This window comes from Cellulomonas sp. B6, assembly GCF_001462455.1.
Lineage (GTDB): Bacteria > Actinomycetota > Actinomycetes > Actinomycetales > Cellulomonadaceae > Cellulomonas.
Genome location: NZ_LNTD01000052.1, coordinates 1 through 26,088, shown reverse-complemented (window position 1 = coordinate 26,088; position 26,088 = coordinate 1). Strand labels below are relative to the sequence as shown.

24 protein-coding genes and 1 pseudogene are annotated in these 26,088 nt (G+C 76.6%); 17 read left to right on the top strand and 8 right to left on the bottom strand.

From position 1 onward, the window contains the following. The 11 genes and pseudogenes from ATM99_RS03855 to ATM99_RS18510 form a co-directional block, all read left to right on the top strand. A partial coding sequence (locus tag ATM99_RS03855; RefSeq protein WP_190278765.1) for a TilS substrate-binding domain-containing protein occupies window positions 1-376 on the top strand: 376 nt, incomplete at its 5' end. Window positions 377-379: 3 nt separating this feature from the next. Beyond that, the gene (hpt, locus tag ATM99_RS03850; RefSeq protein WP_062101612.1) at window positions 380-934 is read left to right on the top strand and encodes a hypoxanthine phosphoribosyltransferase; all 555 of its coding nucleotides are present in this window, start codon (window positions 380-382) and stop codon (window positions 932-934) included. A gap of 148 nt (window positions 935-1,082) precedes the next feature. Then, complete coding sequence (gene ftsH, locus ATM99_RS03845; protein ID WP_062101611.1) at window positions 1,083-3,134, top strand: ATP-dependent zinc metalloprotease FtsH; 2,052 nt, start codon at window positions 1,083-1,085, stop codon at window positions 3,132-3,134. Between the two features lie 49 nt (window positions 3,135-3,183). After that, window positions 3,184-3,789, top strand: coding sequence for a GTP cyclohydrolase I FolE (gene folE / locus ATM99_RS03840; protein ID WP_062101617.1), 606 nt, complete (start codon window positions 3,184-3,186; stop codon window positions 3,787-3,789). A 163-nt stretch (window positions 3,790-3,952) separates the two neighbouring features. Beyond that, window positions 3,953-4,828 carry a dihydropteroate synthase gene (gene folP, locus ATM99_RS03835; protein ID WP_082659229.1) on the top strand — a complete coding sequence of 292 codons (876 nt, stop codon included), beginning with the start codon at window positions 3,953-3,955 and terminating at the stop codon, window positions 4,826-4,828. Further along, window positions 4,825-6,531, top strand: a complete 1,707-nt coding sequence (gene folK, locus ATM99_RS18515) for a 2-amino-4-hydroxy-6-hydroxymethyldihydropteridine diphosphokinase (RefSeq protein ID WP_082659227.1) — start codon at window positions 4,825-4,827, stop codon at window positions 6,529-6,531. The genes folP and folK overlap by 4 nt, the downstream gene beginning before the upstream one ends. Next, a complete protein-coding gene (locus ATM99_RS03825; protein WP_062101610.1) occupies window positions 6,528-7,016 on the top strand; it encodes a DUF3180 domain-containing protein in 489 nt (162 codons plus the stop codon). Before folK ends, ATM99_RS03825 begins: the two co-directional genes overlap by 4 nt. Before the next feature lie 43 nt (window positions 7,017-7,059). After that, complete coding sequence (locus ATM99_RS03820; RefSeq protein ID WP_062101609.1) at window positions 7,060-7,578, top strand: PH domain-containing protein; 519 nt, start codon at window positions 7,060-7,062, stop codon at window positions 7,576-7,578. 131 nt (window positions 7,579-7,709) lie between these two features. Continuing rightward, window positions 7,710-8,960, top strand: a pseudogene (locus ATM99_RS19860) (PH domain-containing protein); the annotation flags it as partial. A gap of 242 nt (window positions 8,961-9,202) precedes the next feature. Then, window positions 9,203-9,490, top strand: coding sequence for a TadE family type IV pilus minor pilin (locus ATM99_RS19855; protein WP_304438265.1), 288 nt, complete (start codon window positions 9,203-9,205; stop codon window positions 9,488-9,490). 98 nt (window positions 9,491-9,588) lie between these two features. After that, complete coding sequence (locus tag ATM99_RS18510) at window positions 9,589-10,155, top strand: Rv3654c family TadE-like protein (protein WP_369797986.1); 567 nt, start codon at window positions 9,589-9,591, stop codon at window positions 10,153-10,155. 21 nt (window positions 10,156-10,176) lie between these two features. On the opposite strand, the gene ATM99_RS03805 is transcribed toward ATM99_RS18510, so the two are convergent. Continuing rightward, window positions 10,177-11,004 carry a hypothetical protein gene (locus ATM99_RS03805; protein ID WP_150118106.1) on the bottom strand — a complete coding sequence of 276 codons (828 nt, stop codon included), beginning with the start codon at window positions 11,002-11,004 and terminating at the stop codon, window positions 10,177-10,179. A 60-nt stretch (window positions 11,005-11,064) separates the two neighbouring features. Then, window positions 11,065-13,680 carry a DEAD/DEAH box helicase gene (locus ATM99_RS03800; protein ID WP_062101607.1) on the bottom strand — a complete coding sequence of 872 codons (2,616 nt, stop codon included), beginning with the start codon at window positions 13,678-13,680 and terminating at the stop codon, window positions 11,065-11,067. Window positions 13,681-13,747: 67 nt separating this feature from the next. On the opposite strand from ATM99_RS03800, the gene ATM99_RS03795 reads away from it, so the two are divergent. The 3 genes from ATM99_RS03795 (at window position 13,748) to ATM99_RS03785 (ending at window position 17,263) form a co-directional block, all read left to right on the top strand. After that, window positions 13,748-14,623 (top strand): LamB/YcsF family protein, encoded by an 876-nt coding sequence (locus ATM99_RS03795; protein WP_062101606.1) that lies wholly within the window; start codon window positions 13,748-13,750, stop codon window positions 14,621-14,623. Continuing rightward, on the top strand, window positions 14,620-16,323 hold the full coding sequence (locus ATM99_RS03790; protein WP_062101605.1) for a 5-oxoprolinase/urea amidolyase family protein: 1,704 nt from the start codon (window positions 14,620-14,622) through the stop codon (window positions 16,321-16,323). The genes ATM99_RS03795 and ATM99_RS03790 overlap by 4 nt, the downstream gene beginning before the upstream one ends. Window positions 16,324-16,576: 253 nt before the next feature. Beyond that, complete coding sequence (locus ATM99_RS03785) at window positions 16,577-17,263, top strand: anaerobic ribonucleoside-triphosphate reductase activating protein (RefSeq protein ID WP_223304791.1); 687 nt, start codon at window positions 16,577-16,579, stop codon at window positions 17,261-17,263. 18 nt (window positions 17,264-17,281) lie between these two features. Here ATM99_RS03785 and ATM99_RS03780 read toward each other — a convergent pair whose 3' ends face one another. The 4 genes from ATM99_RS03780 to ATM99_RS03765 all read right to left on the bottom strand — a co-directional run bounded on the left by ATM99_RS03780 (window position 17,282) and on the right by ATM99_RS03765 (window position 20,838). Beyond that, on the bottom strand, window positions 17,282-18,499 hold the full coding sequence (locus ATM99_RS03780; RefSeq protein ID WP_062101604.1) for a hypothetical protein: 1,218 nt from the start codon (window positions 18,497-18,499) through the stop codon (window positions 17,282-17,284). Further along, a complete protein-coding gene (locus ATM99_RS03775; protein ID WP_062101613.1) occupies window positions 18,496-19,080 on the bottom strand; it encodes a sigma-70 family RNA polymerase sigma factor in 585 nt (194 codons plus the stop codon). Before ATM99_RS03775 ends, ATM99_RS03780 begins: the two co-directional genes overlap by 4 nt. 88 nt (window positions 19,081-19,168) lie before the next feature. Then, window positions 19,169-20,269 (bottom strand): hypothetical protein, encoded by a 1,101-nt coding sequence (locus tag ATM99_RS03770; protein ID WP_062101603.1) that lies wholly within the window; start codon window positions 20,267-20,269, stop codon window positions 19,169-19,171. After that, on the bottom strand, window positions 20,266-20,838 hold the full coding sequence (locus ATM99_RS03765; protein WP_062101602.1) for a SigE family RNA polymerase sigma factor: 573 nt from the start codon (window positions 20,836-20,838) through the stop codon (window positions 20,266-20,268). The genes ATM99_RS03770 and ATM99_RS03765 overlap by 4 nt, the downstream gene beginning before the upstream one ends. Before the next feature lie 279 nt (window positions 20,839-21,117). Between ATM99_RS03765 and ATM99_RS03760 the strand changes: the two genes are divergently transcribed. Both ATM99_RS03760 and ATM99_RS03755 read left to right on the top strand, forming a co-directional pair. Beyond that, window positions 21,118-21,495 carry an STAS domain-containing protein gene (locus tag ATM99_RS03760; RefSeq protein WP_369797984.1) on the top strand — a complete coding sequence of 126 codons (378 nt, stop codon included), beginning with the start codon at window positions 21,118-21,120 and terminating at the stop codon, window positions 21,493-21,495. A gap of 155 nt (window positions 21,496-21,650) precedes the next feature. Then, entirely contained in the window at window positions 21,651-23,942 is a 2,292-nt protein-coding gene (locus ATM99_RS03755) for a sodium-translocating pyrophosphatase (RefSeq protein WP_062101600.1), read from the top strand. A 72-nt stretch (window positions 23,943-24,014) separates the two neighbouring features. On the opposite strand, the gene ATM99_RS03750 is transcribed toward ATM99_RS03755, so the two are convergent. Then, window positions 24,015-24,665, bottom strand: coding sequence for a lipocalin family protein (locus ATM99_RS03750; RefSeq protein WP_062101599.1), 651 nt, complete (start codon window positions 24,663-24,665; stop codon window positions 24,015-24,017). A 145-nt stretch (window positions 24,666-24,810) separates the two neighbouring features. Here ATM99_RS03750 and ATM99_RS03745 point away from each other — a divergent pair, with 145 nt between their 5' ends. Beyond that, window positions 24,811-25,554 carry an endonuclease/exonuclease/phosphatase family protein gene (locus ATM99_RS03745; protein ID WP_062101598.1) on the top strand — a complete coding sequence of 248 codons (744 nt, stop codon included), beginning with the start codon at window positions 24,811-24,813 and terminating at the stop codon, window positions 25,552-25,554. A 24-nt stretch (window positions 25,555-25,578) separates the two neighbouring features. On the opposite strand, the gene ATM99_RS03740 is transcribed toward ATM99_RS03745, so the two are convergent. Next, window positions 25,579-25,860: a hypothetical protein gene (locus ATM99_RS03740; RefSeq protein WP_150118105.1), complete on the bottom strand. Its 282-nt coding sequence runs from the start codon at window positions 25,858-25,860 to the stop codon at window positions 25,579-25,581. Window positions 25,861-26,088: the final 228 nt, after the last annotated feature.

The following is a 26,088-nucleotide window of genomic DNA, read 5'->3' as shown; positions in this document are numbered from 1 at the left end:
CGACCCCGTCACCGGTCGTGCGTCGGACCGTCCCGGCGCGACCGACGACGGGGTCGTGCTCGACGTCGCCACGCTCGCCGCCGCGCTGCCGGGCACGCGCCGGCGAGCGCTGCACGACGCGGCCCGCGCAGCCGGCTGCCCCCCGGGCGCGCTCACCCGCGCGCACGTGCTCGCGGTCGAGGCGCTCGTCGTCGACTGGCGCGGTCAGGGGCCCGTCCACCTGCCCGGTGGCCGGGCCGCGCGGCGCGCGTGTGGCAGGCTCTACCTGGACCGGCCCACGCGGCCGACCGGCGCTCCGGACATCTCCGGCGGCGCCCTCCCGGCCGGGCGGGGAGCCCCCGCGGCACGGCACGACGACCACGACGACCAGGAGTGAGCTGTGGACGCGGCGGACATGGGTGACGACCTCGAGCGGGTCCTGCTGAGCGAGGAGCAGCTGCACGCGCGCCTCGACGAGATGGCGGCGCAGATCGACGCCGACTACGCGGGTGAGCAGGTGCTGCTCGTGGGTGTCCTCAAGGGCGCCGTCATGGTCATGGCCGACCTGGCGCGCCGGCTGCGCGGCAACGTGTCGATGGACTGGATGGCGGTGTCGTCGTACGGGTCGGGCACCAAGTCCTCGGGCGTCGTGCGGATCCTCAAGGACCTCGACACCGACCTGACGGGCCGGCACGTGCTCATCGTCGAGGACATCATCGACTCGGGCCTGACGCTGTCGTGGCTGCTGTCGAACCTGCGCTCGCGCGGCCCGGCGTCGGTCGAGATCGCGACGATGCTGCGCAAGCCCGACGCGGCCAAGGTCGAGGTGCCGGTGCGCTACGTCGGTTTCGACATCCCCACCGAGTTCGTCGTGGGGTACGGCCTGGACTACGCCGAGCGGTACCGCAACCTGCCGTTCGTCGGCACGCTCGCGCCGCACGTCTACCAGGGCTGACGCACGCGGCACCCGCACGGGTGCGCGGCCGCGCCGCGCGCCCGGCCTGTGCCCTGGGCGAACACCGCGGGGCCCTGCCAGGTCCACCGTGTACTTTCAAGGCAGAGTCCCCGCGAGCGGAGGTTGAGGGGCCCGGCCCCGATCGCCCATGAACGTCAAGCGTCTCTTCCGCGGCCCCTTCATCTGGGTCGCCCTGGCCGTCCTGCTGTCCCTGGCCGCCTTCAGCATGCTGCAGATGCCCACGCAGCGGCAGATCGACACGTCCACGGGCCTCGAGCTCCTCAAGGACGGCAAGGTCGACCAGGTCCTCGTCACCGAGGGCACGCAGCGCGTGGACCTCACGCTGGCCGAGGCCTACGACCCCGACCCCGACGAGGCGGGCGACCTCGGCAAGCAGGTCTACTTCTTCTACGTCACGCCGCAGGGCGACCAGGTCGTCGACGCGATCACGCAGGCCGACCCCAAGGACGGCTTCACGTCCAAGGTCCCGCAGCCGTCGTGGTGGGGCAGCCTGCTCACGCTCGTGCTGCCGTTCATCATCATCCTGGGCCTGTTCTGGTTCCTGATGTCGAACGCGCAGGGCGGCGGCTCGCGCGTCATGAGCTTCGGCAAGTCCAAGGCCAAGCTCGTGAGCAAGGAGTCGCCCAAGGTCACGTTCGCGGACGTCGCGGGCGTCGACGAGGCGGTCGAGGAGCTCCAGGAGATCAAGGAGTTCCTCGCCGAGCCGGCGAAGTTCCAGGCCGTCGGCGCCAAGATCCCCAAGGGCGTCCTGCTGTACGGCCCGCCCGGGACCGGCAAGACCCTGCTGGCCCGCGCCGTCGCGGGTGAGGCGGGCGTGCCGTTCTACTCGATCTCCGGCTCGGACTTCGTCGAGATGTTCGTCGGCGTCGGCGCGAGCCGCGTGCGCGACCTGTTCCAGCAGGCCAAGGAGAACAGCCCCGCGATCATCTTCGTCGACGAGATCGACGCGGTCGGCCGGCACCGTGGTGCGGGCCTCGGCGGCGGGCACGACGAGCGCGAGCAGACGCTCAACCAGATGCTCGTCGAGATGGACGGGTTCGACGTCAAGACGAACGTCATCCTCATCGCCGCGACGAACCGCCCCGACATCCTGGACCCCGCGCTGCTGCGCCCGGGCCGCTTCGACCGCCAGGTCGCGGTCGAGCCGCCCGACCTCAAGGGCCGCGAGCGGATCCTCACGGTGCACGCGCAGGGCAAGCCGATGGCGCCCGCCGTCGACCTCGCGCTCGTCGCGCGCCGCACGCCGGGCTTCAGCGGCGCCGACCTCGCGAACGTGCTCAACGAGGCCGCGCTGCTCACCGCGCGCCGCGGTGCGCAGATGATCGACGACGCCGCGCTCGACGAGGCGATCGACCGCGTGATCGCCGGTCCGCAGAAGCGCACGCGCGTCATGAACGTCAAGGAGCTCAAGATCACGGCGTACCACGAGGGTGGTCACGCCCTGGTGGCGGCCGCGCTGCGGTACACCGACCCGGTGACCAAGGTGACGATCCTGCCGCGCGGTCGCGCGCTGGGCTACACGATGGTCATGCCGCAGGAGGACAAGTACTCCACGACGCGCAACGAGCTGCTCGACCAGCTCGCGTACGCGATGGGCGGCCGCGTCGCCGAGGAGCTCGTCTTCCACGACCCGACGACCGGCGCGAGCAACGACATCGAGAAGGCCACGTCGACCGCGCGCAAGATGGTCACGCAGTTCGGCATGAGCGCCCGGCTCGGGGCGATCAAGCTCGGCCAGGAGTCGTCCGAGGTGTTCCTGGGCCGCGACGTCGGCCACCAGCGCGACTACTCGGAGGAGATCGCCGGCGCGATCGACGCCGAGGTGCGCGCCCTCATCGAGCACGCGCACGACGAGGCCCGCGAGATCCTCGTCGAGTACCGCGACGTGCTGGACGCCCTCGTGCTCGAGCTGCTCGAGAAGGAGACGCTCAACCAGGAGCAGCTCGCGGCGATCTTCGCGCCGATCACCAAGCGCCCGCCGCGCGAGGTGTGGATCTCCGGCCACGAGCGCGTGGTCTCGGACCGGGCCCCGGTCATGACGCCCGCCGAGCTCGCCGCGCTGGACGGCCGGCCCGTCGTCCCGCAGGACGAGGCGGCGGCCGCCAACCCCGAGCACCCGGCGACCGCGGTCGTCGAGCTGCCCCCGACGGGCACGCCCGACGCCGACGGGCCGCGCTGACGTGGCCACCACGGACGTCACGGGCACCCCGGGCGACGACGGCTCGGTCATCTCCCGCACGCACGACGCGGGCGGCCGGGCGATCGCGCCGTTCGACGAGGAGCGTGCCGCGCTCGCCGTCCGCGAGCTGCTCCTCGCGGTCGGCGAGGACCCCGATCGCGAGGGTCTGCAGGAGACCCCGGCGCGCGTCGCCCGGGCCTACCGCGAGATCTTCGCGGGCCTGACGATGGACGCGCGCGACGTGCTGACCACCACGTTCGACCTCGGCCACGAGGAGATGGTGCTGGTCAAGGACATCGAGGTGTACTCGACGTGCGAGCACCACCTCGTGCCGTTCCACGGCGTCGCGCACGTCGGGTACATCCCCGGCGCCGACGGCCGCATCACGGGCCTGTCGAAGCTCGCGCGCCTGGTCGACGTGTACGCGCGCCGGCCCCAGGTGCAGGAGCGCCTCACGTCGCAGGTCGCCGACGCGCTCGTCGAGGTGCTGAACCCCAAGGGCGTGCTGGTCGTCGTCGAGTGCGAGCACCTGTGCATGTCGATGCGCGGCGTGCGCAAGCCCGGTTCGCGGACCGTCACGTCGGCCGTGCGCGGCCAGATGCGCGACGTCGCGACCCGCGCCGAGGCCATGAGCCTGCTGGCCGGCCGGCACTGACGGACCCGGCCGTGCCACCGCGTCGGGGTGCGGCGTGCGGACCCGAGCGGTCCCGCGCACCGCGACGAGCGCCTAGGCTCGCACCGTGACCGACCACGGCTCCCTCCTCCGTGGCCCGTCGGGGCTGCTCGACGCGCACGTGCGCCTCGGGCGCGCCCTCGTCATGGGCGTCGTCAACGTGACCCCCGACTCGTTCTCCGACGGCGGCCGCTGGTTCGGCGTCGACGCCGCGGTGGAGCGCGGCCACGCGCTGCTCGCGCAGGGCGCCGACGTGCTGGACGTGGGCGGCGAGTCCACCCGGCCCGACGCGACCCGCGTACCCGTCGACGAGGAGCTCGCGCGCGTGCTGCCGGTCGTCGAGCGGCTCGCGGCGGCGGGCGCTGTCGTCAGCGTCGACACGACGCGCGCCGAGGTCGCGCGCGCGGCCGTCGAGCGCGGCGCGGTCCTGGTCAACGACGTCTCCGGCGGCCTGGCCGACCCCGACATGCCGCGCCTCGTCGCGAGCACCGGCGTCGCCTACGTCGCGATGCACTGGCGCGGCCACGCCGACGTCATGGACGACCACGACGTGTACGACGACGTGGTGGTCGACGTGCGTGCCGAGCTGCGCGAGCGCGTCGCGGCGCTGCGGGCCGCGGGCGTCGACGACGCGCAGGTCGTGCTCGACCCCGGGCTGGGCTTCGCGAAGGCGGGCGCGAGCAACTGGCCGTTGCTCGCGCACCTGCCCGAGCTCGTCGCCGAGGGGTTCCCGGTGCTGGTCGGGGCCTCGCGCAAGCGGTTCCTCGGGCACCTGCTCGCGGGCGCCGACGGCGTGCCGGTGCCGCCCGCGGCGCGGGACGACGCGACGGCCGCGGTGAGCGCGCTGGCCGCCGCGGACGGCGTCTGGGCGGTGCGGGTGCACGAGGTCGCGGCCTCGGCGGCGGCGGTGCGCGTCGCCGCCCGGTGGCGCGCGGCACGCGACGGCACGGCAGGCTGGGACACGACGAGGACGACGGCACGGCACGCGACGGGGCGCGCCGCACGGGAGGGAGCGCGGTGAGCGGTCAGGACGACGTGCACGACGACGGCGGACGCCGGCTGGACCAGATCCGGCTGTCGGGCATCAGCGCGACGGGGTACCACGGGGTGTTCCCGCACGAGCGGCGCGAGGGGCAGACGTTCGTCGCGGACGTCGTCGTGCACCTCGACACGCGACGCGCGGCCGCGGGCGACGACCTCGCGCACACGGTCGACTACGGCGAGGTCGCGCAGCTGGTCGCCGCGGTGCTCGCGGGCGAGCCCGCCGACCTCATCGAGACGGTCGCCGAGCGCATCGCCGCCACGGTCCTGGCACGTCCGCTCGTGCAGGCCGTGGACGTCGCGCTGCACAAGCCGCAGGCGCCGATCACCGTGCCGTTCGGGGACGTGGTGGTCTCGATCCGGCGCGACCGCACCAAGCTGCCCGCGGCCGAGCCGTACCGTCCCGCGACGGGCCCCGTGCGTCGGCCGGCCGAGCCCACGCAGCCCCGCACGGCGGCGCTCCCCGTGACCGGCCCCACCCTCGGGGCGCCGGCGGCGCCTGCGGCGCCTGCGGCGCCTGCGGCGCCTGCGGCGCCTGCGGCGCCTGCGGCACCTGCGGCACCTGCAGCATCTGCGGCCCCTCTGGCACCGCCCGCCGCGTCCGCCGCGTCCACCCCGGCCGCCGGCACCGGGGCCCACTCGCGCCCCGGCGCCGTGCCGTCGTCGCCCGGCCGGGCCGGTGCCGACACCGGTCCCGACGGCGTCGGCGCGGTCGTCGTCCCCGCGCCCGTGGCGGCCGTGCCGACCGGCGTGGTGCCCACGGTCACGTCGTCCGCTCCGCTGCCTCCCGGTCCGGTGCCGCCGCCCGTCGTGAACGCGCCCTCCCCGCCCGTCGGGGCGCCGTCCGGGCCGGTGGCGCTCGGCCCGTCGTCCCCGCCCCCCGCTCCCGACCGGGCGCTCGGCGGCCCCCGCGCGGACGCGCCGGACCAGGACGGGCCGCGGACCGAGCTCATGGACCCGGTCGACCTGCCCGACCACGGGCACGACGACCTCCGGGCGGACCGGCCCGGAGGCCCGCCCGCCGCCGGGCCGGCGACCGAGCTCATGGCGCCCGTGGCGGACGTCGTCGACGGCGAGCTCGTGCTCGACGCGCTCGACGAGCCGCCCGCGGAGCCCGTGCGCGCCGTGCTGGCGCTCGGTGCGAACCTCGGCCCGGCGCAGGACACGCTGCGCCAGGCGGTCGCCGACCTCGCGTCGGTCCCCGGCATCGAGGTCGTGGCGGTCTCGCCGCTCGCCCGGACGGCCGCGATCGGGCCCGAGCAGCCCGACTACCTCAACGCCGTGCTGGTCACGCGGACGACGCTCGCGGCCCGCGACCTGCTGCGCGCCGTGCACGCCGTCGAGCAGCACCACGGTCGCGAGCGGCTCGAGCGCTGGGGCCCGCGCACGCTCGACGTCGACATCGTGGTGTACGGCGACACGCTCGCCGTGACGGACGACCTCGAGCTGCCGCACCCGCGCGCGCACGAGCGCGCGTTCGTCCTCGAGCCCTGGGCGCAGGTCGAGCCCGACGCGTTCCTGCCCGGCCTCGGCGGCGGCCCGGTCGCCCAGCTCGCGGCGACGGCCCCCGACCGGGACGGCGTGCGCTGGATGGCGCTCGACTGGCTGACGGCACCCGTGCCGGCCGCGAGCGCCGACCCCGACGTCGCCGGGCAGGCCCCCGGGGAGGCGCGGCTGCCGTGAGCGCGACCCGACGTGGCACGCTCGCCCTGCTGGCCGTCGGCGTCGCCGCGGTGACGTGGTGGGCCATGCGGCTGCTGGTGGGACGCGGTTCGGCGACGCCGCCCGAGGTGCCGTGGCTCGTCATCGGCGTCGAGCTCGTGATCGCGGGCGTCGTGCTCTCGATGGGCTGGGCCGTGCGGCAGTTCCAGCAGGGTCGGCGCCCCGACCTCAACCCGCTGCGGGCCGCCCGCACCGTCGTGCTCGCGAAGGCGGCCTGCTACACGGGGGCCCTGCTGACCGGCTGGTACGGCGGCCAGGCGCTCTCGCTGCTCACCGACGCCGACGTGCCGGGCAACACCGCACGGGCCGGGGCCGCGGGTCTCGCGGTGCTCGGAGCCGTCGCGCTCGCGGTCGCGGGCCTCGTCGTCGAGCACTGGTGCCGCATCCCGCCGCCCGACGCGGACGCCCCGACGCTCACGCGGGACCCCGACCCCACGGCCGGCTGAGCGGACGTCCGCGGCCCGGGAACAGGTGCGGGAGGATGAGCACATGACCACCGCCCCCACGGCCCCGGGCCCGTCCGCCGCCGACCCGTTCGACCTGCACGACGTCGCGTGGACGCCGGTGTCGCCGCGCCTGGCCGCCGCGCGCCTGCTCGTGCTGGGCCTGTGGGCCGTGGTGCTCCTCGCGCCGACGTCGGTGCTCGCCGCGGTGCTCGGGATCGCCTGGCTGTGGGCCGTGCCGGGCGTGCTCGCGGCGCTGCTGCTGTGGGGTGCCCTGCTCGTGCGCCGTCAGGTGGGTGCGCTGCGGTACGCCGAGCGTGACGACGACCTGCTGATCCGCCGCGGCATCATGTTCCGCGAGCTCGTCGTCGTGCCGTACGGGCGCATGCAGTACGTCGACGTCAGCTCCGGGCCGCTCGCGCGCCGCTTCGACATCGCGACCGTGCAGCTGCACACCGCCGCGCCCGGCACCGACGCCACGATCCCGGGCCTGCCGCCCGCCGAGGCCGCGCGCCTGCGCGACCGGCTCGCGTCGCGCGGCGAGTCGCGGCTGGCGGGGCTGTGAGCACGTCCCTGCACCCCGTGCCGGAGGCCGCGGGCGAGGAGGGGTACGACTGGCGCCGCCTGCACCCCGTGACACCCGCGCTGCGCGGCTGGAAGGTCGTCGCGGCGTTCCTCGCCGTGATCGGGTTCCAGATGTCCGACACGCTGCGGCAGGTCGCCGACGCGCTCGGCCCCGGGCGCGCGTGGCTCGTCGTGCTGGGCCTGGTCGTGGTGGTCGCCGTCGTCGGGTTCGCGTACTCGGCGCTGGCGTGGCGCGTGATGCGCTACGCGGTGACCGACGAGGCCGTGCACCTGCGCACGGGTCTGCTGTTCCGGCAGCAGCGGCAGGCGCGTCTCGACCGTCTGCAGGCGGTCGACGTCGTGCAGCCGCTGCTCGCGCGGCTGCTGGGCCTGGCGCAGCTGAACCTCGAGGTCGCAGGAGGCAGCGGGTCCGCCGTGCAGCTCGCGTTCCTGCGCGAGAGCGAGGCCACGGCCCTGCGCGCGCAGATCCTCGCGCTCGCCGCCGGGCTCGGGCCGCAGGCCGCGGCGACGGCCGTGCCCGCACCCGCCGGTCCGTCCGCCGCGGGTGCGCCCCCGCAGGGCGCCGTCGCCGGGGCGGCGGGCGTCGCGCCCGCGGCCGCCCCGGTCTACGAGGCCGCTCCCGAGCGGCAGGTGTACGAGCTGCCGATGGGGCGTCTCGTGCACTCGATCGTGCGGTCGGTGCCGCCGTGGTTCGTCGTGGTCGCGCTGGTCGGCGGCGTCGCCGTGGGCATCGCCACGCACGACCTGGGCGGCCTGTTCGTCGGCGTGCCGGCGCTGCTGGGCGTCGGCGGCTACGTGTGGAACCGCGTCAACACCGGCGCGACGTTCCGCGCCGCGGCGTCCCCCGACGGGATCCGCCTGCGCCACGGCCTCACGGAGACCCGCACGCAGACCGTCCCCCCGGGCCGCGTGCAGGCGGTGCGGCTCACGCAGGGCCCGCTGTGGCGGGGGCCGGACTGGTGGAAGGTCGAGATCAACGTCGCCGGGTACGGCACCGAGGCGACCAACGAGTCGGTGCTGCACCCCGTCGCCTCGCGCGCCGAGGCCGCGGTCGCGCTGTGGCTCGTGCTGCCGGACCTGGGCGTCGACGACCCGCTCGCCACGCTGGACGCGGCGCTGCGCGGACGCGACGACGACGGCGGCTTCACGCCTGCGCCCGCGCGCGCCCGGTGGGTCGACCCGCTGAGCCGGCGCCGGCACGGCGTGCTCGTGACCCGCACGGCGCTGATCATGCGCTCGGGGCGGTGGTGGCGCACGGTCGTCGTGGTGCCGCACGAGCGCACGCAGAGCCTGGGCCTGGAGCAGGGTCCCGTGCAGCGACGGCTGCGGGTCGCGACGTTCGTCGCGCACTCGACGCCCGGACCGATCTCGCCGCGCGTCGAGCACCTCGACGAGCACGTCGCCGCGGCGCTGCTCGAGCAGCAGGCGCGTCGTGCGCGCGAGGCTCGCGCGGGCGCCGGCCCCGAGCTGTGGATGCGCACGGCCGGGGCGGACCTCGGCGGCGGCGGTCAGGTGGCCGGTGCCGAGCCGCCGCGCGTCGTGGACCCCGGGGTGTCAACCCGCCCGCGGACCGTGGCGCCGTCACGGCCGAGCTCGCCGTCGGGATGGTGGCGGTCGCCGCCGTGCTCGTCGCCGTCCTCGCGGTCGGCGCCGCCACGGTCGTGCGGCTCACCTGCCTCGACGCCGCACGCACCGCGGCGCGGGTCGCCGCGCTGGGGGAGAGCGACGGCGAGGTGGTCGCGGCGGCCCGGCACGTGCTCGGGCCGCGTGGTGGGGACGTGCGCGTGCGACGCGACGGCGGGTGGGTCACGGTCGCCGTGAGCGCGCCGTTCACCGCATGGGATGACGGCCTGCGCGCCGCGGCGTCCGCGACGGCGTGGGCCGAGCCGTGATCGCGCCGCGCGCCGGGCGAGCACGTCGCGTCCCGGACCGTGAGGCGGGCGGTGACGCGACCGACGGGGCGGACGACGACGGGGTGGACGACGACGGGATGGATGACCGCGGGGCGGACGACGGCGGGATGGATGACCGCGGCGCGGACGACGGCAGGGCGGACGACGGCGGGGCGAGCGGGCGCGTGGTGCGCGATCGCGGGGCGGGCGACCGCGGTGCGGGCAGCGTCCTGGTGCTCGGGGTCGTCGCGGTCGCGCTCGTGCTGGTCGCGGCCACCGCGCTCGTCGGCGGCGCGTACGCCGCACGCGCCCGGGCCGCGGCGGCGGCGGACCTCGCGGCCCTTGCCGGTGCGCAGCACCTCGCTGACGGTGGTGCCGGTCCGTGCGACCACGCGGCAGTGGCGGCGGGGCGCAACGGCGGCTCGATCGTGTCCTGCGTGCGGGGTGCGCACGGTGACGTGACCGTACGGGTGCGGGTCGACGCCCCCGTCGGTGCGGCCCTCGGAGTCGCCCGCGCCGGCCCGCGCGCCGCCGGTCGAGGTCCGGGCCGGGCGGCCGCCCGGCGACGTGTCGTCCGCGCCCGTCGGCCCGGCCGGAGGGCGCACCCGCCGTGCCGGTACGCGGACGCGGACGTTGGAGGACCGGAGCCGCGGGAGCGGGCCTGAGCCCCTCGACAGGCGTCGGCGTCAGCCGGGGCTCTCCGGTCCGGGCTGCGTCGGCGCCTCGAGAGCGAAGAGCGTGCCCAGCGGTGCGGAGAGGGCGCGGTCGAGGGTCGTCCCGTCGAGGAGACCGCGCTCCGCGAGGACCCGCAGGGCGGCGTCGCGATCGGCCAGGATCGCGACGCGCTCGGTGTCGGGGATGCTGCGCGCGGCCAGCTCGGCGACGTGGCGGTCGCTGGTCGTCGTCGGTGCGGCGGGCGCGACCTCCGGTTCGGGCTCGCGCACCCGGTGGCGCAGCATCGTCGCGACGGCGAGCAGGAGGCCGAGGGCGAGCGTGGTCCACACCGAGACCTGCGCGAGCGTCGGGAGGTCGTAGCCGTCGCGCCCCGAGACCGTCGGCATGCTGATCGAGGCGAAGACCCCGCACAGGGCGAAGACCGCCCCGAGGCCGCACACCATGCCCGACCACCGGGCACCGCCCCGCACCCAGGCGACGCCCGTGACGAGGAGCACCACCACGGCGAGGACGAAGCACACGGCGGCGATCGGCACCGACCGGTCCGCCGGCATGCGCTCGACGAGGTCCGACTCCGCGCCGAGCACGGCGACCCCGGCGATCGGCGCGATCAACGCGGCGATCACGAGGACGACACCGATACCGCTGAGCGCGCGCCGCGCGGCGCCCGGCGCGCGGTGGTCGATCAGCTCGGCGATCGCGACACCGTCGTCGCCGAACGTCGCGACGACCTCGGGGTGCGACTGGCAGGCCATCGCCTCGAGCATGCCGAGCCGCACGGACCCGGCGGCTGAATGGGCCTCGGCCCAGGACCGCGCGTCAGGATGAACCAGAGCCATGGTGCGGCACGCTACCAACGAGCCCCTCGCCGGCTCGGAGGCCGGCGGACGACCGCGACGTCAGGCGGAGGGCGTCGCAGGGGCGTGCGCGAGCACGGTCGTCAGCAGCCGCAGCGCGCCGGCCTTGTCGAGCGGGTCGTTGCCGTTGCCGCACTTGGGTGACTGCACGCAGGCCGGGCAGCCGGTCGCGCACGGGCACGCGGCGATCGCGTCGCGCGTCGCCCGCAGCCAGACCGGTCCCAGGTCGAACCCGCGCTCGGCGAACCCCGCACCGCCGGGGTGGCCGTCGTGCACGAAGACCGTCGCGTGCCCGGTGTCCGCGTGCACCACGGTCGACAGGCCGCCCAGGTCCCACCGGTCGCACGTCGCGAGCAGCGGCAGCAGCCCGATCGACGCGTGCTCGGCGGCGTGCAGCGCCCCCGGCGCGACCTCGAGCGTGACGCCCGCCTGCTCGAGCACCTCGGCGGGTGCGGTCCACCAGACGGCGGCCGTGCGCAGCGTGCGCTCGGGCAGGTCGAGGTCGTGGGTCGACAGGACCTGCAGGTCGGGGATGCGACGTCGCTGGTAGCCGACCACCTGCGTGGTCACGTCCACCTGGCCGAACCCCCACGTGACCGGACCCCACGCGACCTCGCGCTCGACCTCCACGACGCTCGTCGAGGTCACCCACCGCGCCCACGTGCCGTGGTCGACGTCGCGGCGCGTCGTGAGCGCGACCCCGTCCGCCAGGTGCAGCTCGTCGACCACGTACGTCGCGCCCAGGTGCACGTACACCGCGCCTGGGTGCACGGTCGCGTCCGCGGACGCGGCGTCGACCGTGCCCAGCAGGCGCCCGGTCGACCCCTCGACGACCCGCACCGGCTGGCCGCCGGCGCCACGCAGGTCGGTCAGGCGGCTCGCCGGCTCGGCGTGCGTCCAGTACCAGCCCGAGGACCGGCGCCGCAGGATGCCGCGCTCGGTGAGCTGCGCGAGCAGCTCGGGAGCCCGCGGGCCGAACAGGTCGAGCTCCTCGGCACGCAGCGGTCGCTCGGCGGCCGCCGCGCACAGGTGCGGAGCCAGCACGTACGGGTTGCCGGGGTCGAAGACGGTCGCCTCGACCGGTGCGTCGAGCGCGGCGCCGGGGTGGTGCACGAGGAACGTGTCGAGCGGGTCCTCGCGCGCGACGAGCACCACGAGACCCTCCGCGCCCGCCCGGCCGGCGCGCCCCGCCTGCTGCCACAGCGACACGCGCGTGCCCGGCCAGCCCGCGATGAGCACGGCGTCCAGCCCCGAGATGTCGACGCCCAGCTCCAGGGCGTTCGTCGTCGCGAGGGCCCGCAGGTGACCCGCGCGGATCGCCTCCTCCAGCGCACGCCGCTCCTCCGGCAGGTACCCGCCGCGGTACGACGACACGAGCGACGGCAGGGTCGGGTCGACCGCGCGCAGGTGGTCGCGCGTCGTCGCCGCGACCGACTCGGCGCCGCGCCGCGAGCGCGTGAAGGCCAGCACGCGCGCACCTGCGGCGACCAGGTCGGCCAGCAGGTCGGCGACCTCGGCGGTCGCCGTGCGGCGCGGGCGGTCCTGCGGCACGGCCACGAGTCGCTCGCCCGTGCCCACGGGACCCGAGCCCTCGGCGGGCGGGCCGGGCTGCGGGGCGGGACCTTCCGCACCGGTGGCACGGGACGCACGGGCATGGGGGCCGTCCGGGCCCGTGGGGTCGTCGGCGGGGTCGTGGTCGTCCACGCCGCCCGCCGCGTCGGGGACGTCCGGCGGGGGAGCGGCCACCACGACGGTCGCCCACGGGTCCTCGTCGGGCAGCAGCGACGCCCACGGGCTGTCGGCGCCGGGCAGCTCGGGCGGCTGCCACAGCACGAGCGTCTTGCGACCCGCGGGCGACGTGTCGGCGGTGACCGCGTGCACGTCGTCGGCGTCGACGCCCAGCAGACGCGCGGCGCTCGCCGCGGGGTCCGACGTGGTCGCCGAGGCCATCACCACGACCGGCGACGCGCCGTACGCGGCGGCGAGGCGCCGCAGCCGCCGCAGCACGAGCGCGACGTGCGCGCCGAACAGCCCGCGGAACGCGTGGCACTCGTCGACCACGACGAACGCGAGCGAGGCCAGCACGCGCGACCACGACGCGTGCGCCGGCAGCAGCGCGAAGTGCAGGAAGTCGGGGTTCGTGAGCACGACGTCGGCGTGGTCACGGACCCACCGCCGCTCGTCGCGCGACGTGTCCCCGTCGCACGTCGCGACCTTCACGTCCCGGGTGCCGGCCGCGGCCAGCACCCGGTCGAGCGCCGCGAGCTGGTCGGCCGCGAGCGCCTTCGTGGGGCTCAGGTACAGCACGGTCGGGCGGCGCTGCACCGACTCGATGCGCCCCGGGTCCAGCAGCGCACCCGCCGCGCCGCAGCGCACGGCCGACAGCGCGGGCAGCCAGAACGCCAGCGACTTGCCCGAGCCCGTCGACGTCGCGAGCACCGTGTGCCGGCCGGACCACGCCGCGTCGGCCGCGTCGGCCTGGTGCTCCCAGGGCCGCTCGACGCCGAGCGCCCGGTACCCGCGCACGACGTCCGCGTCCGCCCACGCCGGCCAGTCCGCGCGCACCCCCGCGCGGGCCGGCAGCTCGCGCACGTGGGTCGCCCGGTCGGCCCGCCGGCCACCGGCGAGCAGCACGTCGAGCAGCTCGCCGGGACCCACGCGACCATCCTCGCACCGGCCGCCCACGGGCCCGCGGACCGGGTCCCGGGTGCGGGAGGATCGGGTCATGGCGGTGATCGACCTCAACGCGGACCTCGGCGAGGGCGACGGGCCGTGGCGCGTCGAGCCCCCGGCCGACGACGCCCTGCTCGACCTCGTGACCAGCGCGAACGTCGCCGCCGGCTACCACGGTGGGGACGCCGCGACGATGGCCGCGACGTGCCGGGGCGCGCTCGTGCGCGGCGTCGCCGTGGGCGCGCACCCGTCGTACGACGACCGCGAGGGGTTCGGACGACGGCCCGTCGACGTCGCCCCCGACGTGCTGCGCGCCCAGGTGGCCGCGCAGATCGGCGCGCTCGTCGCGGTGGCCGCGACCGTGGGGTCGCGCGTCACGCACGTCAAGCCGCACGGGGCGCTGTACAACGCGGTGGTCCACGACGACGCCCGGGCCCGTGCGGTGGTCGAGGCCGTGCACGCCGTCGATCCCGGGCTCGCGGTGCTCGGGCTGCCCGGGTCCCGTGTGCTCGCGCTCGCGGCCGACGCGGGGCTGCGGACCGTCGTCGAGGCGTTCGTCGACCGCGGCTACCGCCCCGACGGCACGCTCGTGCCACGCACCGAGCCCGGGGCGCTGGTCACCGACCCCCGGGTCGCCGCCGAGCGTGCCGTGCGGCTCGCCGTCGAGGGTGTCGTGCTCGCGGTCGACGGCACGCCCGTGCACCTGCGCCCCGACTCGCTGTGCGTGCACTCCGACACGCGTGGCGCCGTCGCGCTCGCGACGGCCGTCCGCGACGCGCTCGCCGCGGCAGGCGTCACCGTGCGACCGTTCGCGGGTGGCGGCGCGTCGGCCTCCGCTCCCGCCGCACCTGCTCTTGCTGCACCTGCTCCCGCGGTACCTGTTCCTTCCTCGCCCGGTGCCGTCACACCCGGTCCCGCGACGCCATGACGACCGTGGTGCCGTACGGCGACGACGCCGTTCTCGTCGAGCTCGCGGACCTCGCCGCGGTCCACGCGCTCGACGCCCGGCTGCGCGCACGGCCACCGCGGGGCGTCGTCGACGTCGTCCCCGCCGCGCGCACCGTGCTGGTCCGCGGCGACGCCCGCACGCGTCCGCGGTGGTCCGCGCAGGTCGCCGCCGTGGTCGGTGACGCGGTGCACGACGGCCGGGGCGTCGTGACGGGCCGCACCGTCGAGGTGCCGACGGTCTACGACGGCGCGGACCTCGACGACGTCGCGCGCACGGTCGGGCTCTCGGTCGACGAGGTCGTCGCGCGGCACGTCGCGGGCGGGCCCGGCGGGTACCGCGTCGCGTTCGGCGGGTTCATGCCGGGCTTCGCGTACGTCGTGGGGCTCGACCCCGCGCTGCACGTGCCGCGCCTGCCGAGCCCGCGCACGCGCGTGCCCGCCGGCTCGGTCGCGGTCGCGGGCGACCTCACCGCCGTCTACCCGGCGGCGACGCCCGGCGGGTGGAGCCTGCTGGGCCGCACCCGGCTCGCGATGTTCGACCCGGCGCGGGGCACCGCCGACGCCGCGCTGCTGCACGCGGGCGACGCCGTGCGGTTCGTCCGTGTCGCACCCGAGGCGGTCGTCGCCGGCCTCGCGCGCGCCGTCGAGGACGGGGCCGGCGCCGACGCCGCGACGACCTCACCCGTCGCCACCTCGCCGGCGACCACCTCCGTCACGGCCGGACCGTCGGCCGACGCCGCCCCGGGCGCACCGGCCGACGCCCCGCTGCTGCCGCGCGCGCTCACCGTCCTGGCTCCGGGGCTGCTCACCCTTGTGCAGGACGCGGGACGCACCGGTCTCGCGGCCGTGGGCGTGCCGCGCTCCGGCGCGGCGGACCCGGCGGCGCTCGCGCGTGCCCACCGCCTCGTCGGCAACGCCCCCGACGCCGCGCTCCTCGAGACGGTGCTCGGCGGCCTCGTCGTGCGGTTCGGGGCCACGACCGCGTTCGCGCTGGTCGGCGCCGTCACGGAGGCCGACCTCGACGGCGCGCCGGTGCCGGTGGGCGCCGCGGTCCGCGCACCCGGCGGCTCGACGCTCACGCTGCACGCACCCGCGCACGGCCTGCGCACGTGGCTCGCGGTCCGTGGGGGTCTGGACGTCCCGCGCGTGCTGGGCTCGCGCTCGCGCGACGTGCTCTCGGGCCTCGGGCCGGAGCCGCTGCGCGCCGGCGACGTGCTCGCGTACGGCACGGCGTTCGACGGTCTGCCGGAGCCGCCCGAACCGGCGTGGCTCGGGCGGCCGCGCGTCGCCGACCCCGTGCCCGCCGCCGAGCCCGCCGGGGGCCGCGCGCCCGTCGTCGACCTCCCGGCCGTCGCCGGGCCACGCCTGGACCACCTCGACGCGGCCGGTCGCGCCGCCCTGTGGGGGGCCGTGCGGGACGTGTCACCGGACAGCGACCGCGTCGCGCTGCGCCTGACCGGTCCGCCGCTGACGCGCGCGGTCGCGGGCGAGCTCGCGTCGGAGGGCCTGGTCGCGGGGGCCGTGCAGGTGCCGCACGACGGGCGGCCGGTGGTCTTCGGCCCCGACCACCCCGTCACCGGCGGCTACCCGGTGGTCGCGGTCCTCACCGCCGAGGGCCGGTCGCGCGCCGCGCAGCTGCGCCCCGGGGACCGGGTGCGGCTCGTCCGGGTGCCCGGCTGACGCGTCACGCCCGACCGACGTACGCGGGACGTTCGGCCCTCCCGACCGCGGGCGTCGTCCGGGTCGGCACGGCGGATCCACGGGCGGAACGCGTCCGCGCCGCCCGTGCCGTGGCCCGCGGCCCCGGCGGGGTGCTGTGCTCGTCGCGCACCCGCACCCGCACCCGCGTCCGTCCCCGTGCCACGAAGGAGGTCCGCGTGCTCGACCCGGCCGACCCCCGCGCGCACGCGCACCGACACCGGGGCAGGACCCCGTGAGCGACGCGTGGGAGCGCCGCGCGACCTCCCTGCAGATCGCCGACCTCGTGGCGATGTCGACCGACGACTGGCCCGGGCACGTGGTCGCGACCGCGTACCTGCAGGGCTGCCCGTGGCGCTGCACGTACTGCCACGGCGGCCCGATGCTCGACCCCACCGCACCGGGCGTCGTGCCGTGGTCGCACGTGACCGACCTGCTGCGTCGCCGTCGCGGGCTGCTCGACGGGCTCGTGCTCTCGGGAGGCGAGCCGACACGGCAGCCGGGCGTCGTCGCGGCCGCGCGCGAGGTCAAGGACGCCGGTCTCCTCGTCGCGCTGCACACCGCCGGGGCGTACCCGGGGCGGCTGCCGGAGCTCCTGCCGCACGTCGACCGGGTCGTGCTCGACGTCAAGGCCCCGGCCTACCTGTACCGGGCGATCACGCGCACCGGGGCCGGTGTCACGACGGCGGACAAGGCGTTCGCGTCGCTGCGGCTCGTGCTCGACAGCGGCGTCGACCTGCAGGTGCGCACCACCGTCGACCCGGCCGTGCTGACCGACGACGACGTCACCGAGCTCACGGCCGTGCTGGCCGACCTGGGTGTGCGCGACCACGTGGTGCAGGACGCCCGGCCCGGTCCCGTCGTCGACCCGTACCGCGACGTCCTCGCCCGCGTCCCGCGCGCACACCTGCACCGAGGGTGAGGACGCCGGGCCCGTGGTTCACCCCACCCGCAGGGGCCACGGCCCGTACACGAGGTGCTCGCGGGTGGGTCCGCCGTCGCGCGCCGTGGGCGTGGTGAGGACCAGGTCCGTCGTGACCCACACCTCGTAGTCGCCCGGGGTCAGCGGTTCGCCGCGCGACGTGCCGGCGACGTCGGCGGTGCCGAGGGCCTCGCAGGCCACGAGCTCGATGCCGGCGTCGGTGGCGCGCGACGCCCCGGGCTCGAGGTCGACGTCGAGCGCGACGTCCTCGTGCGCGGTGGTCGCGGCGACCACGCGACCGTCGCGCGTCAGCAGCACGTCGGGCGGACCGCTCGTGCCGGCGACGGCCGTGGCGCCCTCGTTCGTCGCCGTCACCGTGAACCGGAGCGTCGACCCCGCCGCGGTGGTGGCGGGCACCCGGGCGTCGAGCGTCACCTGGAACGGGTTGGCCTGCGGCCCGGCGGTCCGGGCCAGGTCCGAGGTGCGCGCCCCGCACACCTCGGGGGAGTCCTGCGGGTCCGACGGCTCGTCGGTGACCCGCAGCGGCGCCGTGACCGTCGCGCGCCCCGTGCCGGACCCGCCCTCGGGCTCGGTCCACGTCACGGTCTGCGTCATGACGACCTCGTACTCGCCCGCGGGGACCTCGGAGCGGCCCGCGCCGTCGGGGTACTGGTCGCACGAGACCAGCCGCGTGCCGTACGCCCACTCGGCCGTCCCGGGCCCGGCGCTCGTGGCCACGTCCTCCTCGAGGTCGACCACGACGCGTCCCTGCTCGCCGTCCTCGGGAGCGATCCCCACGACGACCCCGTCGCGCACCAGCACGACCTCGACGTCGACCGGGGCGTCGGCCACGGACACCGCGCCGTCGACGCGTGTCGACGTGGTGCCGAGCCACGTGCCGTCGGCGCCGGTGACGTCCCGCGACTGCACGAGCGTCTGCTGCACCCGCCCCGGCGGGGCCACGACGTCGGCGAGCGGCTGCCCGCACAGCGCGAACTGCGCGGGCCAGTCGGCCGACGCCCCCACGTCCGTCCTGCCCGCGGCGCCCAGCAGCGGGGGGAGCCCGACGGCCACGGCGCCGACGGCCGCCAGCGCGACCGCGCCCGTCGTCGCCGTGCGCCGGGCCCGGTGTCGGCGCACCCGCGCGCGCACGCGCTCGACCGGCACCTCCCACGCGTCGCCGAGCCGTTCAGCCTCGTCCTGCGCCGTCCGCCACAGGTCGCCGCGCCCGCTCATCGCCCACCCCTCGTCCGCACCGTCACGTGGTCCTCGTCCTCGGTCGCGTCCTCGTCGAGGGCGGCCCCCAGCCGGTCGGCGAGCTTCGCGGACGCGGTCGACAGGTACCGCTTGACGGTGCCGTCGGCCAGCCCCATGCGGTGCGCGACCTCCGGCACCGTGAGGTCCTCGACGTGCCGCAGGACGACCGCGACCCGCTCCTGCGGCGCGAGCGTCGCGAGCGCCGCGTGCACGACGGACCCGGTGCCGACGGAGTCCGCGTGGTCGCGGGTCTCCTCGTCCCCGGGGACGTGCAGGAGGTGACGCACCGTGGCCCAGCGCGCGCGCCGCCGCAGCGCGTCCAGGTGGCCGCGCAGGACGGCCGTGCGCACGTACTGCTCGGCCGCCGCCACGTCGGTGCCGCCGCGCAGCCGCGCGAACGTGCGGACCAGCGCGTCCTGCACGAGGTCCTCGGCCGCGCGGGTGTCGCCGCACAGCAGGTAGGCGTACCCGAACAGGGCCCGGGCGCGCTCGCGCGCGAGCGTGTCGAGCACGTCGTCCGGGGTGTCGGCGGCGCTCGCCGTGTCCCGGGTCGTGGGCACGACCACCTCCCGTCTCGGTGACGGGACCGTACCGCCCGTCACCAGCAAAGACGCCGGAGGGGCCCGAACCGTTGTAGCGGCCGCGCGATCAGTCCTGCGGGGTCAGCCGGTAGACGACCGAGGGGCTGCCGTCCGCCGTCGTGGACGCCGCCACCGTGACGGCCCAGCGGCCCACCACCAGGCCGCCGTCCGGGGTCGTCGTCACCTCGCTCGTGCTGCCCCCGAAGCCGTCGACCTGCCGCGTGGCCGCGCGGTCCAGCAGCGCCCGGGCGACCTCCGCGCGGTCGTCGCCCGGTGTCTCGACCTCGACCGTCCACGCGCCCCCCGCGCGGGCCACCGCGGCGAGCCGCCCCCCGACCAGCGGGACCTCGGACGGGAAGTCCGCGGGCAGCGACGACGTCACCGCGGGCTGCTCGGCGACGAGGGTGAGGTCGAACGGCCCGACGGTGCGCGTCCGGCCGTCGTCGCCGATCCGGGAGGCCCACACCTCGTAGGCGCCGGGCGTCAGCGCCTCGCCCGTCGTGCAGGAGACGAGGTCGACCAGGTCGCTCCAGCCGACCGACACGTGGCCGTTCCCCGCGGTCGCGTGCCACGTCGCGCCGCCCGCCGTCGTCGCCGGACCGTCGGTCGCGGACCACGTGCCCGGCCCGCCGCCGTCGGACCCGGCGACCGTGGCCGGCGCGAGCACGGACTCCGTGACGACGACGTCGTCGTCGGTGATCAGCAGCTCGGGGGCCGTCGGGAGCGGGGCGACCTGCTCGGGCGCGGGCGCTCCGTCCGTCATGGGGGTCGCGTCGTCCACGTCGATCTCGACCTGCACGGCGAGCTGCTCGCCCTGCCGGGTGCCGAAGGAGCCGCCGTCGTCGAGCCTGGCGCCGGTGGTGTCCGCCCGGATGGTGAACCCCGCAGGCCCGGTCGTCGTGGGCAGGTCGAGCACCGACCCGCAGGCGGCGCCGGACGTGGCCGGGACCGGACGCTCCGCGAGCGGGCCGACGATCACCACCGCACCTGCGGCGCTCGCGGCGACCGCGGCGGTCCCGACGCCCCGCACCGCGCGTCGGCGTCGCACGCGGCCCGTCAGGCGCCGCACGGTCGCGACGGTGTGCGGCGCGGTCGCGTCGCCGAAGGCGCTCGCGCCGCCCACGGCCTCGGCGATCTCGTGGAGTGCCAGGTCCAGTCGTGTGCTCATCGGGGCCTCCGGGGCGTGACGAGGACGTCGTCGGTGTGGTGCGCGGACTCGTCGTCGCGCCCGGCCAGGGGGCCGAGATGCTCCTCGAGCGTGCGCGTGGCGTCGGACAGGTACCTCTTGACGGTGCCGATCGAGAGGGACAGCGTGTCGGCGACCTGCGCGACGGTCATGTCCTCGAAGTGCCGCAGGACGATGCACGCGCGCTCGCGCGGCGGCAGCAGGTCGAGCGCCTGCTGCACCGCGAGGCGGGTCGTGACGACGGGCTCCGGCCCGGCGTTCGGCCCGTCGCTGGGGCTGGGCTCGGGGACGACCGCGAGGTGCCGGATCGTCGCCCAGTGCCGTCGGCGGCGGAAGTCGTCGACGTACGTCGTGAGGATCGTCCGGCGCACGTACGCCTCGGCGGACGTGACCCCGCGCGCGGACCTGCCGCGCGCGAAGGTCCGGACGAGCGCGTCCTGCACGAGGTCCTCAGCCTCGCGCACGTCGCCCGTCAGCAGGTACGCGTAGCCGGCGAGCGCGCGGCCGCGCGTCCGGACCAGCTCGTCCAGCGTGTCCTGCCAGGCCGTCACCGGTCTCCCGTCGTCTGCGGCGCCCCGCCGAGGTCCTGCTGAGGTCGTGCAGAAGTCGTTGAGGCGACGCCCCCTGCACGCCGCCTCACTGACCTAGACGAACGGCCTGCGCAAAAGGTTGGGTCGCTCACCCCAGTCGTACCTGGACGAGTGGTGTCGCCACCAGGGCCACGGGCACGTCGAGGTGCGCCGCCGACGCACTGACCGTCCCGGCTGCCGTGTGCCGCGAGACGAGCGCGGCGGTCGGGGCGTCGCACCGGCGCCCCACCGGGGGCCGGGATGCTTGAATTGTCTGCAGGGGTCACCGGGGAGGGGACGTCGATGGACGTACGGGTGACGGCTGAGGACGTGGGAACCCGCACCGTCGTGCACGTGGCTGGCGAGATCGACGTGTCGTCCGCCGATCGTCTGCGCGAGCGCGTGTCAGCGCTCGTGGCGGAGCAGCGCACCGACCTCGTGATCGACCTGACCGAGGTCACCTTCATGGACTCCACCGGCCTGGGCCTTCTCGTCGGCACCCTCAAGCGCGTCCGGACGGCGGGGGGCCGGCTCGTGCTCGTCGTCGACTCCGAGCGGCTGCTGAAGGTCTTCCGCCTCACGGGGCTCGTGCAGGTCTTCACGATCCGGGACACGCTCGCGGCGGCCCTCGCGTCCTGAGGCCCTCGCGGCGCACCCGCCGACGCGCCGCGAGCGTGCTGGCCTGGTGAGACGTGCGTCACACCCGTGGTTAGACTCGCCGGGTCCGGGCGGCAACGGGGCCGCACGGCAGGTGCGTGCAGGGGGCGTCGCACCTCGTCCGTCGAGGAGGATGCATGCAGCTCGGTGCCACGAGCATCACGATCGTCGCGGCCATCGCCGTGATCGCGCTGGCGGCCCTCGTGGTCGCCGCGGTGCTCCGACGTCAGGTGCTCGCCGCGGGCGAGGGCACGGTCTCGATGCAGGAGATCGCGCGCGCCGTCCAGGAAGGTGCGTCCGCGTACCTGCGCAGACAGTTCCGCACGCTCGCGCTGTTCGCCGCGATCGTGTGCGCGCTGCTCCTCCTGCTGCCCGGGGACGGCGGCGTGAAGCTCGGCCGCTCGATCTTCTTCCTGGTGGGCGCGGGCTTCTCCGCCGCGATCGGGTTCCTCGGCATGTGGCTCGCGACGCGCGCCAACCTGCGCGTCGCCGCCGCCGCGTCGCTGCCCGGCGGGCGCGCCGAGGGCGCGCGCATCGCGTTCCGCACCGGCGGCGTCGTCGGCATGTCGGTCGTCGGGCTCGGGCTGCTGGGCGCCGCCGGGGTCGTGCTGATCTACCGCGGCGACGCCCCCGCGGTGCTCGAGGGCTTCGGGTTCGGCGCCGCGCTGCTCGCGATGTTCATGCGCGTCGGCGGCGGCATCTTCACCAAGGCCGCCGACGTCGGCGCCGACCTGGTCGGCAAGGTCGAGCAGAACATCCCCGAGGACGACCCGCGCAACGCCGCGACGATCGCCGACAACGTGGGCGACAACGTCGGGGACTGCGCGGGCATGGCGGCCGACCTGTTCGAGTCCTACGCCGTGACGCTCGTCGCCGCGCTCATCCTGGGCCGCGCCGCGTTCGGCGAGCAGGGCATGGTCTTCCCGCTCGTCGTCACCGCGGTCGGTGCGCTCGTCGCAGCGCTCGGCGTCGCGATCACGCGCGTACGCGGCGCGGAGTCCGGGCTCACCGCCATCAACCGCGGGTTCTACGTCTCGGCGCTCGTCGGCGTGCTGCTCGCCGCCGTCGCCGCATACGCGTACCTGCCGTCGTCGTTCGCGGCGCTCACGGGCGGCACCGCGGGCCTCGAGACCCACGGCGGCGACCCGCGGCTCGTCGCGTCCGCGGCCGTGCTCGTCGGCGTCGTGCTCGCGGGCGTCATCCTGTGGGTCACGGGCTACTTCACCGGCACCACGAGCAAGCCGACGCTGCACGTCGCGCGCACCACTCTCACCGGTCCGGCCACGGTCGTGCTGTCCGGCATCGGCGTCGGGTTCGAGTCCGCCGTCTACACCGCGGGCATCATCGCCGCCGCGATCTGCGGCGTCTTCCTGCTGGCCGGCGGGTCCGTGCCGCTCGCGCTCTTCCTCATCGCGCTCGCCGGCTGCGGCCTGCTGACGACCGTCGGCGTGATCGTCGCGATGGACACGTTCGGGCCCGTGAGCGACAACGCGCAGGGCATCGCCGAGATGTCCGGCGACGTCAGCGACGAGGGCGCGCAGATCCTCACGGACCTCGACGCGGTCGGCAACACCACCAAGGCCGTCACCAAGGGCATCGCGATCGCCACGGCCGTGCTCGCGGCGACCGCGCTGTTCGGCTCGTACGCCGACGCGGTCACGCACGCGCTGGCCGACATCCGCGGCGAGGTCGGCGACGACCTCGTGGCGGCCATGCTGTCGTACGACATCATCAGCCCCGTCACGCTCGTCGGCGTGATCCTCGGCGGTGCGACCGTCTTCCTGTTCTCGGGCCTCGCGGTCGACGCCGTGACCCGCGCGGCGGGCGCGATCGTGTTCGAGGTGCGGCGTCAGTTCCGCGAGCACCCCGGCATCATGACCGGTGAGGTGCGGCCCGAGTACGGCCGCGTGGTCGACATCTGCACGCGCGACTCGCTGCGCGAGCTCGCGACCCCCGGGCTGCTGGCCGCGTTCGCGCCGATCGCCGTCGGGTTCGGGCTCGGCGTGGGGCCGCTCGCCGGGTTCCTCGCCGGCGCCATCGGGTCCGGCGTGCTCATGGCGGTGTTCCTCGCCAACTCGGGCGGCACGTGGGACAACGCCAAGAAGATCATCGAGGACGGGAACTACGGCGGGAAGGGCTCGCCCGCGCACGCCGCCGCCGTCATCGGCGACACCGTCGGCGACCCGTTCAAGGACACCGCCGGGCCCGCGATCAACCCGCTCATCAAGGTCATGAACCTCGTGTCGGTGCTCATCGCGCCCGCCGTCGTCGTGGTGTCCGTCGGTGACGACGCCAACCACGTCGCGCGGCTCTCGATCGCCGTGGTCGCGACGGCCATCGCGTTCGGCGCCGTGATCGCCTCGCGCGTCCGGGCGGCGCGCGTCGACCGCGAGGGTCGGCTGGAGCACGAGACCCAGCTCGTCGGCTGACGCCCCACGACGACCGGCCGGGTCCGCCCCCTCGGGGGCGGACCCGGCCGGGTCACCGCGACGCGCGTGCCGTCAGCGGCGCAGCGTGTACGTGATCGTCACCGGGTCGCTGTCCTCGTCCTGCGCGAGCGCCGCCGCGAGCACCAGCGTGCCGTCCGCGCAGGTGGCCGTGGACAGCGTCGGAGGCAGCGCCTCGATCGCGTCCTCGGGGGCGGCGGGTGGCACGTCGAGCGTCTCGCCGTCCATCGTCGCCGTCGTCGTGACGTCGAGGCCGCTGCTGTCGACGTCCGAGATCGTCAGCTGGTCGCCGGCCAGCGACCAGGCGCCCGTGAGGTCGCCGCTCGACTCCGAGCGCGACGTCAGCTCGGTCTCGTCCGACCGCATCGTCATGCCCGAGGTCGAGTCGACCGTGGCCGTGAACGAGCCGTCGGGCGCGAAGTCGTAGGTCGACGTGCCCGCCACCTCGACCTCGACCTCGCCGTCCGCGGCGGCGAACAGCTGCGCGAGGTCGTCCTGCATCGCGGCCAGGTCGAGGCGCCACGTGCCCGCGAGGCACTCGGCCGTCGCGGGCGGGAGCGGCTCCGCCGGCGGGGCCGGCGAGGCTGCGGCGCCGGCGGACGGACCGGTCCCGGTGGGCGTCGTCGGGTCGTCGGAGCCCGCCGTGCACGCGGCGAGCAGCAGGGCGGTGGCGGCCGTGACGGCCAGGGCGGGCGTGCGTCGCACGGCGTCGTCCCCTCGTCGTGCGCTCGCGCGCGGCGGTCGGTGTCGGACCAACCTACGTCGCGCCGTTCCGGGTGCGTCGGCCTCCCCACGGATCCCGGCCGGGGGTACCCTCGCCGGACGCCCGGGGGGACGGACGGAGGTCGCGGTGGACGTCGACGACGCGGTGGGGACCGGCAGGACCCACGCCGACGACCCCGCGGGCGGCCACCGCCCGCTGCGGGTCATGACCTACAACCTGCGGGGGCTGCGCGAGCAGGTCGACGCGCTCGTCGACGTCGTGCGGGTCGCCGCCCCCGACGTGCTGGCGGTCCAGGAGCCGCCGCGCGGGCTCACGGGTCGGCTGCGGCTGCGCCGGTTCGCGGCGCGCACCGGGCTGCGAGTCGCGGTCGGCGGTGGCGGCGCCCGCACGACGGCGCTGCTCGTGGCGCCGCACCGGTCGGTGCACGACGCCGCGGCGGTCCGCCTGCCGTGGCGGCCCGGGCTGACCCGCCGCGGCGTCGCGACCGCGCGGGTCGACGGCGTACGCGTCGTCGTCGTGCACCTCGGGCTGCGCGCTGACGAGCGGGCCCGGCACGTGGGCCTCGTGCTGCGGCGCGTGGTCGAGGCGGACCGCGCGCCGGTCGTCGTCACGGGCGACCTCAACGAACGACCGGGAGGGCCGTCGTGGGCCGCGCTCGCGGCGGCGCGCGGCGGGCTGCACGACGCCGCGGTCGTGGGCGACGCCGAGCACCCGACCTACCCGGCCGGTGCGCCGCGCGTGCGGATCGACGTCGTGCTGGTCGACGAGCGGCTGCCCGTGCTGGGTGCGCACGTGCCCGACGACCACGCCGTGGGAATCGCGAGCGACCACCGGCCGCTCGTCGTCGACGTGCGGACGCCCGCGCGCTGAGCCCTGGCGCCGGCACCCGTCGCGTCAGGAGGTCGGACGCTCTCGCACGTCCCAGGGGCCCTCGTCGAGCGGGTCGCGGCGGTCGACCGTGAGCTCGACCGCCGGGCCGGTGCCGCCGTACGTGACGGGGCCGGTCTCGGGCCGCGCGAGCACGATGCCCTGCACCTGGTCCGCGCCGTCGAGGGCGATCCGCGCGCCGTCGAACCCCGACCGGCCTCGCCGCCGGGCACGCACGCCCCGCACGACGACGCCGACGACGACGGCGGTCCAGAACGCGATCATGGCCACAGGCCCCAGGATGTCCACGACGACACCTCCTCCTGCCACCGTAGCCCCCGGGAGTCCCCGCGCGGCCGGCATCGGCGCGCCCCTCGCGTCCGCCGAGCGCGGTACTCGTCCGCCCGGCGCGGTACGAACGAGCGCCGCGCTCGACGTGCGAGTGCCGCGTTCGACGTGCCGGTGCGTGCCGGTGGGTGGAGGGGCGTCTCCGGCGGGCCCGGGTGGGGCGTCGGGAGACGTCGGGCGTGGTCGGTG